The sequence below is a fragment of the Petralouisia muris genome (assembly GCF_004793545.1).
Classification (GTDB): Bacteria; Bacillota; Clostridia; order Lachnospirales; family Lachnospiraceae; genus Petralouisia; species Petralouisia muris.
Genome location: NZ_SRYA01000060.1, coordinates 16,399 through 27,289 on the forward strand (window position 1 = coordinate 16,399; position 10,891 = coordinate 27,289).

The window sequence follows — 10,891 nt, forward strand, 5'->3', positions numbered from 1 at the left end:
TACTCCATATATACCAAGAATAAATAGACAAAAATCCCTTAGTATCTTATAAGAATCGATTGCAAATGCCTCCTTTGTATTAACTTAGCAAAATGATGCTATGTATAATCAAATAACACTAGGTGTTAGTATTTGATAGCTAAGTTGTAGAACATACAAAGTTACTTGCAATCGCATACGAATCCTATTTCATATTCTACAAAGTGTTTTTGAAATCTTTTAAATAGTGGTTGTCAAATTGCGGAGATTTGCTATAATAAATGCGTGGCAATATTTTGGCAACAGAAAATCAGCAAGCCATTATAAATTATGTAATTGATGTAAAAATAGGCGTGTATTTGCATGAAACTTAAATAAAAATGGTTAAGAGCAACAAAGAACACACCGAGTGATAATGGTATAATATCGGAAGATATTATACGCGCCGAAGTGCGCATAGGTAACCATACCATATTGCGAAGCAATTATGGTATAATATCGGAAGATATGAAAAGACGGATTCAAGTCCTTTTATCAGGAGGAAATTATGATTGATTTAAAATTTTTACGGGAAAATCCCGAAACAGTAAAGCAGAACATCAGAAACAAATTTCAGGACAGCAAGCTGCCATTGGTGGATGAGGTGATGGAACTGGATGTCCAGGCCAGAAAAACCCAGCAGGAGGCGGATTCCCTCCGGGCTGAGCGCAAGAAGCTGTCCAAGCAGATTGGTGCGCTGATGGGCCAGGGAAAGAAAGAAGAAGCGGAGGCAGTAAAGGCCCAGGTAAATGCAGGGGCAGAACGTCTGGCAGAACTGGAGAAGCTGGAAGGAGAGCTGCAGGAAAAGGTCACAAAAATTATGATGATTATTCCCAATATTATTGATCCTTCCGTTCCCATTGGAAAAGACGACAGTGAAAATGTGGAAGTGGAGAAGTATGGAGAACCGGTGACGCCGGATTTTGAGATTCCTTATCATGCGGAAATTATGGAACGGTTCCAGGGGCTTGACCTTGACAGCGCCAGAAAGGTTGCCGGAAATGGCTTCTATTATCTGATGGGAGATATTGCAAGACTTCATTCTGCAGTGATTTCTTATGCAAGGGATTTTATGATTGGCAGAGGCTTTACCTACTGTGTGCCCCCATTTATGATCCGCAGCAATGTGGTGACAGGAGTTATGAGCTTTGCGGAAATGGATGCCATGATGTATAAGATTGAAGGGGAGGATTTGTATTTGATCGGAACCAGTGAGCATTCCATGATTGGAAAGTTTATTGACACGATTTTAAATGAAGAACAGCTTCCCCAGACTTTGACAAGCTATTCCCCCTGTTTCCGGAAAGAAAAAGGGGCTCATGGCATTGAGGAACGGGGCGTATACCGTATCCACCAGTTTGAGAAGCAGGAAATGATTGTGGTATGTAAGCCGGAGGAATCCCCCATGTGGTTTGAAAAATTATGGCAGAATACCGTTGATTTGTTCCGTTCTCTGGATGTCCCTGTGCGTACTTTGGAGTGCTGTTCTGGTGATTTGGCAGACTTGAAAGTGAAATCCGTTGATGTGGAAGCATGGTCGCCCAGACAGCAGAAATATTTTGAGGTGGGCAGCTGTTCTAACCTGGGAGACGCCCAGGCAAGGCGGCTCAAAATCCGCGTCAACGGCAAAGAGGGCAAATATTTTGCTCATACCCTGAACAATACGGTAGTGGCTCCGCCCCGTATGCTGATTGCATTTTTGGAAAATAACCTGTGTGAAGACGGCAGCGTGCGGATTCCAGAGGCTTTGCGGCCATACATGGGCGGGCAGGACAAGATTGTTCCGCCGGAAAAATAAGAGTTTGCCGCAGGAGTGATTTTGCGGCAGTTCTTAAGAAAAACCTTCAGAAAATCCTGTATGCTTATGTATACGGGATTTTTGTATCTGCCATGGGTTTTGAAATATAGGAAAAAGGAGAAAAGAATGAAAAAAAAGTATATTGGGGCAGGAGTCGGAGCGGTTCTTCTGGCGACTGTTCTGGCTTTGGCAATCTGGGTATTCCCTTTGGTTCAGGCTGCTTTTTTGCTGTATGGCATGTCAGAATCTGATGGGTTTCAATATGAAATAGCTTTGGATTTGGAAGAGGAAAATCTGTCCGGACAACAGAAACAGATGGTTCGTATACTGGCCCTGATTCTGGCTGGCAAAGAGAATTCCGGTATGTCCTGGGAGGTAACCGGAAGAGTGTCAAAAGGCATGGTTTATGGAGAGGTTTTCTGCAAAGGCGGCAGTGAGCCGATAACAGAGATATATTTTTATCAGGAAGAGGGGCTTGTCAATGTAGAAATGCTCTATGATTCCATGCGAAATAATATGATTCGGCAGAATTCTTTTTTGGGCGGCGTTCTGCCGGAGTGGAGCTGCGGCGCCTTTCTGTCTTCCAGTCAGGTGGAAGAGATGTTCCAGGTGGATTTGGAAAAGTTGTTTCAGGCAGAAGAACTGAGGGAAAATCAGGCATATTCCGCCCAGGAGATTTTTGGCGTTCTTATGGGAATGAAGCGGCAGAAGGGTCCCAATGGGGCAAACCAGTTCGAAGCGGAAATGGGAGATTATCAGGCAGTGTTTGAAATTGCAAAAGAGGATAAGATTCCGTTTCTAAATATTTTGGCGTCTGACCGAACCCAAAAGAAGGAGGTTTCCTCTTTTAAAGGGAAATTTGTATTCCAGGAGACCGAGGAGATTGTTTTACCGGATTCCAGAATGGAGGATGAAGATATCAGGCAGTTTGCCAATCTGTGGCAAGGGATTACCGGGCTGCAGGATATGATGCGTTAAATCTGCTTCCGCTTTGGGGAGGGAGTCAATTGCTTTTTCCGGTACTGGGACGGCGAGTATCCTTTTTGTTTATGGAACAGTCGGCTGAAATACAGCGGATTATCATATCCGACAATCCGGGCAATTTCATTTACGGCATAGTTTGTGGTTTCAAGCAGCATCTGGGCGTTTGTAATGCGGATGGAAGTGACAAACTGCATGGGAGTAGTCCCGGCGTATTTTTTGAAATTTCGGATAAACCAGCTGATGCTCATTCCCCTGGAGGCGGCGTATTCTTCAATATTGATATCACGGTTATAATTTTCATTAAAGTAGGAAACGGCAGTTTCCATCTCCCGATCCAGATACTCGTTTTTTAATATACGCTCTCTGGTGATTTCCCGGTGGAAAATAATCAGAAGATGGCGCAACAGCAATGCCAGCATTTCTTCATAATCATCCTGGCGTCTCTGTAATTCTAAAATGATTCTTTTGAATACACGTTCATATTCCAATGAGGTTCCGACGGCGAATATCCGCTTGTCATCCGGGAACCCATATTTTCTCAATATATTCTTGACGTCGCTTCCAGTAAAGTGAACCCAGTAAACTTCTGTCTTATCAATGCCATAGTATTCATATTTCTGAAATTCTTTTGGGCGGAATAATACAATATTTCCGGCAGTCACAATCGTCTCATTTTCCGGGCAGCCAAAATGAAAATGAGCGCGCCCGGAAGCAATATAGATGATCTGAAAATCTACTCTGCCTCTGGGGCGGTAGGTTGGCAGTTTCGGGTGCGAAGACAAGCGGTAAGTTCCGCAGCTTCCTACAATCAGCGGTTTGCTTTTGTCCTTGAAATCAAGAACAGAATGATTTTTGTAGCTGGAATTGATGTACATAGCGGGCGCCTCCCTGAAAATGTTTTTTTAATTGTATCATTTTGTGCATATTCTGTCCAGTTCTGTTTATAGACATATTTTCTCTTGGAGTGTATGATGTCATCAAGAAATTAAGTGAACGGGAGAGAATGACAGCAATAGCGGGCCCAGGCGGGAGCTTAATGGAAAAACAAAATTATGTATATCAAAGGAGGATTGCCCTATGGTTGTGCCACGTTACTATGAGGATTTGAGCATACTGCATGACAATACGATGCCTGCGAGGGCCTATTACATTCCGGCGTCGCAGAGAAGAGATGATCTGGCAGAGAACCGTGAAAACTCAGATCGGATGCAGATGCTGAATGGAGAGTGGGATTTCAAGTATTTTGAAAGCATTTATGAGGTGCCGGATGTATTTTATGAGATTAGTTATGATACGTCAGGGTTTGAAAAAATTTCAGTTCCGGGCGTATGGCAGATGGCCGGGTATGACAGTCACCAGTACACCAATATCCGCTATCCTTTTCCATTTGATCCGCCGTATGTGCCGCAGGATATTCCCTGCGGAGCATATGTACATATTTTTTCTTATCAGAAGGATGAGAAAGCGCCCAAGGCATTTTTGAACTTTGAAGGCGTGGACAGCTGCTTTTATGTTTGGCTGAACGGAGTTTATGTGGGATACAGCCAGGTGTCTCATGCGGTAAGTGAATTTGACGTAACTTCCTTACTGCAGGAGGAAGAGAATCAACTTGCAGTGCTGGTGCTCAAATGGTGTGATGGTTCTTATCTGGAAGATCAGGACAAATTCCGCATGAGCGGAATTTTTCGGGATGTGTATTTGCTGAAACGGCCGGAACGGGCTGTGAGAGATTACCGCATCACGACAAAGATGGCAGAGGGAAACGCCGCGGTAAAAGTGGATATTTGCTTTAGCGAGCCAGTGGATACGAGGGTGACCATCGAAGACAGATATGGGGCAGTAGCGGCCGAAGGAAGGATTTCAGAGGATGGTCTGCTGGAGCTTTCCCTGTCAAATCCTGTCCTTTGGAATACGGAAAATCCATATTTATATACCATAATTCTTGCAGCAGAGAATGAGGTAATTGTAGACCATATTGGTTTTCGAACCATAGAGATTAGGGAAAACGTCATTTATTTTAACGGGGAAAAAATCAAGTTCCGCGGCGTAAACCGCCATGATTCCGATCCAGAAACAGGGTTTGTCATCCGTGCAGAGCAGATAAAGGCCGATCTTACTCTGATGAAAGAGCACAACTTCAATGCCATCCGTTCCAGTCACTATCCCAATGCGCCCTATTTTTACCAGATGTGCGATAAGTATGGGTTTCTGGTCATTGATGAAGCAGATATTGAAGCCCATGGTCCTTTTATGCTGTATCGCAGGGAAGATACGGATGATAACCGCTTTAACCGCTGGAATGAAATGATTGCGGATCATCCGGCATGGGAGCAGGCAATTTTAGACCGTATACAGCTTATGGTGCAGAGAGATAAAAACCGTCCCTGCATTGTGATGTGGTCCATGGGAAACGAAAGCGCCTATGGCTGTAATTTTGAGAAATCGCTGGAATGGACCAAGAAGTTTGATCCAGACAGGCTGACACAGTATGAAAGCGCCAGGTACCGAAATTACAGCGTAACTTATAATTATGAAAATTTAGATTTGTACAGCCGGATGTATCCGTCGCTGGCAGAGATTTCGGAATATTTAGAGAAGGATGGAAGCAAGCCTTTTCTGTTGGTAGAGTATTGTCACAGCATGGGGAACGGACCGGGGGATTTTGAAGATTACTTCCAGATGATTCATAGCGACGACCGGATGTGCGGCGGTTTTGTCTGGGAATGGTGTGACCATGCAGTTGCACATGGCAAGGGGGAAAATGGAAAAACCGTGTACTATTATGGCGGCGACCATGGAGAGGCAATCCATGACGGTAACTTCTGCATGGATGGGCTGGTATATCCGGACCGTACGCCCCATACCGGGCTATTGGAATATAAAAATGTATACCGTCCGGTAAGGGTGGTTTCCTATGATCAAAACAGCGGGGAACTGACGCTTCATAATTACATGGATTTTGATGATCTAAAAGACTATGCCAAGATTTCATATGAAGTGACACAGGACGGCCTGACAGTGGAAAAAGGAAATTTGCCGGATGTTTCTGCAGCGCCCCACGGGGATGGAAAGACAGAATTGAAATTGCAGATTCCAGCGTCGGGAAGGATTTATCTGAAATTGACCTACCATCTAAAAAAGGAAGTGCCGTTACTGAAGCGGGATCATGTATTAGGTTTTGATGAGATAAAGCTTGCAAATAAAGACGGAAGGAACAGACGGGCGGTAAAGTGGCTGGAACAGGAATCTGTTTTTGCAGGTATTACCGTAAAGGAGACAGATACGCAGATTGCATTGCAGGCAGAGAAATTCAGTTACAAATTAGATAAGCGCACCGGACTGTTTACACAGATTCAGTTTGCGGGGAGAGATTATCTGAATCACCCCATGGAGTTAAACATTTGGAGAGCGCCCACAGACAATGACAGGTATCTCAGAGAGGAATGGAAAAAGGCGCATTATGACCAAGCCTATACCAGGGCCTACAGTGTCAAGACACTTCAGAAGAAATATGGGGTACAGATCATGGAGCATCTGGCAGTGGTTGCGCCAACCGTCCAGAAAATATTAGATGTGGAGATTACATGGGAAATTGATGGAAACGGGAAGATATCTTCCATAATCTCAGCGGAAAAAGAGGAAGAGTTTCCGGAACTTCCCCGATTTGGAATCCGTTTGTTCCTGGATAAGAAGCTGGAAAATATCAGTTATTTTGGAATGGGACCAAAGGAAAGCTACCGGGATAAGCATCAGGGTTCCAGCCACGGATGTTATTGCTCCAAGGTCAGCCAGATGCATGAAGACTACATCCGTCCCCAGGAGAATGGAAGCCATTATGACTGCGATTATGTGGAAGCGGGCGATACAAAGTTTGGAATTGCGGCAGTTTCCGAACAGCCATTTTCTTTTCAGGCGTCCCCATATACCCAGGAAGAATTGGAACGGGCGGCGCATAATTACGAACTTGAGGAATCTGACAGCACGGTGTTCTGTATGGACTATGCATTAAATGGCATCGGTTCTAACAGCTGCGGCCCGGCGGTATTGGAGCAATACCGCTTTGATGACACAAAATTCCGGTTCCAGTTTGCACTGGTTCCCTTTACATACCTGTGAGCCAAAAGGCAAAATGTTGGAAGATTGGAGTCCGAAACAACAAATTAGAGAAGGAGCGAAATTTATGGAAGAAAAGAAATATTTAAAGTGGTATAACAAAATAGGATACGGTTCGGGTGATGTAGCGGGAAATGTAGTATATGCCTTTTTGACGTCCTTTGTTATGATTTATCTGACAGACACCATCGGCCTGGCGTCCGGAATGGTGGGAACATTGATTGCCGTATCAAAGCTGTTTGATGGATTTACGGATATCTTTTTCGGTTCCATGATTGACAAGACACATAGCAAGCTGGGAAAAGCAAGGCCATGGATGCTGTATGGCTACATTGGCTGCGCCATAACGCTGGTATGCTGTTTTGCAGTGCCCACAAGCCTTGGAAAAACAGCGCAGTATGCATGGTTTTTTATCGCATACACCTTATTAAACGGCGTGTTCTACACGGCAAACAACATAGCGTATTCGGCTCTGACTTCCCTTGTGACAAAGAACAGCAAAGAGCGGGTGCAGATGGGTTCTTACCGTTTCATTTTTGCATTTTCCACAAGTCTTCTGATTCAGACAATTACAGTGGGATTTGTAGATATGTGCGGCGGCGACGCCGCAGCATGGAGGCTGGTGGCAATCATCTATGCGGCCCTGGGCTTGATTGTGAATACAATATCCGCCCTTTCTGTAAAAGAGCTTTCTGAAGAGAATTTAAACGATGGCGAGGCAGCCGATGCGGAAGAAAAATACGGGCTGATTCAGGCGTTTCAGCTGCTGGTGAAGAACAAGTTCTATCTGATGATCTGCGGGGCTTACATTTTACAGCAGCTGTACAGCGCCATGATCGGTGCAGGCATTTACTACATGACCTGGGTGCTGAAAAATAAAAACCTGTTTGGACAGTTTGCATGGGCAGTGAATATTCCGCTTATCATAGCGCTGATATTTACGCCGGCGCTGGTAGGCAAGTGGAAAGGGATGTACAAACTGAATTTGAGAGGTTACATCCTTGCCGTAATCGGCAGAGCGTTGGTTGTAGTTGCCGGATATATGGGGAGCGTTCCTTTGATGATGGCCTTTACGGCCCTTGCAGCATTGGGGCAGGGGCCCTGGCAGGGCGACATGAACGCCGTAATCGCCTCCTGTTCCGAATACACTTATCTGACACAGGGAAAGAGAGTGGATGGAACGATGTACTCCTGCACTTCACTTGGGGTAAAAATCGGCGGCGGCATCGGAACTGCAGTGGTGGGATGGCTCCTGGAATTCAGCGGTTATGTCGGCACAAATCCGGTTCAGCCCCAATCGGCTCTCAATATGATGCAGTTTATGTATCTGTGGCTGCCATTAATCTTTAATGTGCTGATTATGTTAATCCTTTCCAGAATGAATGTAGAGGGAGCTAATGATAAGATAAAAAGAGAAAAAGGAATTGCGGCAGAATAAAAAAATTGCTGGTGTTGGATTGGCAAGTTGACGAACAGCGAACGGATGAACTGATTTCCTGCCCGAAATAGGGAAAGATAAAGTGGCACAAATTTTCTGTATGGGAGTAAGATATAGGAAAGCAAACAAAGTAGGTTGCAGAAATGGCGGCAAACAGCGAAAAATTTGAAAATCTTCTGAACCTTGCACTGGACGCCACAGCCCGGGAGCGGGAAAAATCCTTACAGCTTGGGGTTGGGTATGAGCCGGAGGAACAGAGGTGGGAACTGATTGTGAAATATTCTGGAAATATTATGCGGCTGGCCAAGGAAAATCCCCAGATAAAAGTAATAGAATTGATGAATGAATATGCTATTTTGTATGTGCCGGAAAACGCCATGGAGCAGGTGGCAATGGCGGCTGAGGTGGAGTATGTGGAGAAGCCGAAACGGATGTATTTTGCAGTGCGGGAGGGGAAGCAGGCTTCCTGCATCACTCCCGTGCAGACTGCAAGATACAATCTTACCGGAAAAGGCGTGATTGTGGCAGTTCTGGATTCCGGTATTGACTATAGCCATCCGGATTTTCGAAACGAGGATGGCAGCACAAGGATTTTAGCGTTGTATGATGAAACTCTGGATCGGGAATTTACCTCAGAAGAAATTAATCAGGCATTGGCGGCTTCCAGTGAGCAGGAGCGGTTTCGCATTGTTCCAAGCCGGGACAGCTCCGGACATGGCACCCATGTAACCGGAATAGCTGCGGGAAATGGAAGGGCCAGCAGCGGAGTAAACCGGGGCGTGGCGTATGAGAGTCCGCTGCTGGTTGTAAAGCTAGGCACACAGGAGCCTAACGGTTTTCCAAAAACCACTCAGCTAATGCGGGGGCTGGACTATGCGGTGCAAAAATCATTGGAATATCAGATGCCCATGGCAGTAAATATCAGCTTTGGAAATACCTATGGCTCCCACAGCGGAACGGCCCTTCTGGAAAGCTATATCAATGATGTTTCCAATTACTGGAAAACCAGTATTTCCATTGGAACAGGAAACGAGGGAGCTGCCAGAGGCCATACGTCAGGCGTTTTAGAGCAGGGTCAGCAGCGGGAGATAGAGCTTGGAGTAGGAGAGTATGAATCATCGTTGAATCTGCAGCTTTGGAAATCCTATGTGGATCAATATGATGTAATTCTGGTGCATCCCTCCGGCAGCCAGATTGGGCCTATCCGCCAGGTTCAGGGGCCCCAGCATTTTGTGATGGGGCAGACGGAGCTGCTGATTTATTACGGGGAACCCAGTCCTTATAATTTGTATCAGGAAATTTATATTGATTTTCTTCCGGCAAAATCCTATATTGATGCCGGAATCTGGAAGGTTGTGCTGGTTCCGGAGCGGATTGTGCAGGGAAATTATGATTTGTGGCTGCCTGGACAATCTGTCCTGAACCAGAGCACCGGATTTTTGTATCCCATAGAAGAGACAACATTGACGATTCCCTCTACAGCAGAAAAAGTGATTTCCGTCGGGGCCTATGACGCCAGATATAACCAGCTTGCAGATTTTTCCGGCCGGGGTTTTACCAGGCAGACCAACCAGGTGAAGCCGGACATTGCTGCGCCAGGGGTGGACATCCGCTCCGCTGCGCCAGGCGGCGGTTATGCAGTGCGAAACGGCACGTCCATGGCAACGCCCTTCGTGACAGGGAGCGCAGCGCTTTTGATGCAGTGGGGGATTGTGGAGGGAAATGATCCCTATTTGTATGGGGAGAAGGTGAAAGCTTATTTGATAAGAGGCGCAAAACACCTGCCGATTCTGCAGGAGTACCCAAATCCGCAGCTTGGGGCTTATGGTATTATAGTGTCAAGTTAGTAAGAACCTAATAAATACAAGAGGTTTTGCTGATTTAGTCCTATGAAAAAACTGCTGTGAGAACAGCAAAAAATGATTAGGATGAGCTCATTTTTAATCTTGAAACTGAAAAATAAGCAACTTGACACTAAATTACCATTAAGCATTTTAGTGGTGTGTGAAGTGTACCCAAATGAGGTGATAACTGAATAAATAAGTGTATTTAGGTAGGACTAAATTAGCTCTTGTGTGGACAAGTTCCATATTGGCATAGCTGACTTAGTCCTACTATTTTTGCCCGAAAAAGGAGGAGAAGCTATGGCAATGACAAAACGAGAGTTAATTCAGTTCATGGACGAGCTGGTGGAATTAGCCAGCGAGGAAAACAAGTCGAGAGCAATCTTGGTAAAAGAAAAGTTTATCAATGACTTTGAAAAAAGTTATGAGTACGAAAAGGAGGTTCAGACGGAGATTACAGAACTGCCGCCATACTATATAGCGGCAATGCCGGATTTGATACAGGAAGAAATCAAGGCAAAGATAATAGCTGCATTAACAGAGTGTGGTGAGTGTACCCCGGAAAATGTTGAAAGAGCAATGAGTTCCAAAATCTATGACTTAGAGGATTTGATTGACATTAAGGAGTATGTCAGACGCATGGTAGTGTCAAGTAATCTATGAAAAAACGAGCTGAAAAAAATAGGCTCAAATGAA

Annotated in this window: 7 protein-coding genes; 6 read left to right on the forward strand and 1 reads right to left on the reverse strand. The window is 45.1% G+C overall.

Features of this window, described 5'->3' with window-relative positions:
* Positions 1-526 precede the first annotated feature (526 nt).
* On the forward strand, positions 527-1,816 hold the full coding sequence (gene serS / locus E5329_RS21510) for a serine--tRNA ligase (protein ID WP_135991384.1): 1,290 nt from the start codon (positions 527-529) through the stop codon (positions 1,814-1,816).
* Between the two features lie 126 nt (positions 1,817-1,942).
* Positions 1,943-2,794 carry a hypothetical protein gene (locus tag E5329_RS21515; RefSeq protein ID WP_135991385.1) on the forward strand — a complete coding sequence of 284 codons (852 nt, stop codon included), beginning with the start codon at positions 1,943-1,945 and terminating at the stop codon, positions 2,792-2,794.
* Here the strand turns inward: E5329_RS21515 and E5329_RS21520 are convergent.
* Positions 2,791-3,675 (reverse strand): helix-turn-helix transcriptional regulator, encoded by an 885-nt coding sequence (locus E5329_RS21520; protein ID WP_135991386.1) that lies wholly within the window; start codon positions 3,673-3,675, stop codon positions 2,791-2,793. The genes E5329_RS21515 and E5329_RS21520 overlap by 4 nt on opposite strands.
* A 202-nt stretch (positions 3,676-3,877) precedes the next feature.
* Between E5329_RS21520 and E5329_RS21525 the strand changes: the two genes are divergently transcribed.
* The 4 genes from E5329_RS21525 (at position 3,878) to E5329_RS21540 (ending at position 10,858) form a co-directional block, all read left to right on the forward strand.
* Positions 3,878-6,916, forward strand: a complete 3,039-nt coding sequence (locus E5329_RS21525) for a glycoside hydrolase family 2 TIM barrel-domain containing protein (RefSeq protein ID WP_135991387.1) — start codon at positions 3,878-3,880, stop codon at positions 6,914-6,916.
* 64 nt (positions 6,917-6,980) lie between these two features.
* Positions 6,981-8,351 (forward strand): MFS transporter, encoded by a 1,371-nt coding sequence (locus E5329_RS21530; protein ID WP_135991388.1) that lies wholly within the window; start codon positions 6,981-6,983, stop codon positions 8,349-8,351.
* Positions 8,352-8,494: 143 nt separating this feature from the next.
* Positions 8,495-10,198: a S8 family peptidase gene (locus E5329_RS21535; RefSeq protein WP_135991389.1), complete on the forward strand. Its 1,704-nt coding sequence runs from the start codon at positions 8,495-8,497 to the stop codon at positions 10,196-10,198.
* A 297-nt stretch (positions 10,199-10,495) separates the two neighbouring features.
* On the forward strand, positions 10,496-10,858 hold the full coding sequence (locus tag E5329_RS21540) for a hypothetical protein (protein ID WP_275443583.1): 363 nt from the start codon (positions 10,496-10,498) through the stop codon (positions 10,856-10,858).
* The last annotated feature ends 33 nt before the right edge of the window (positions 10,859-10,891 follow it).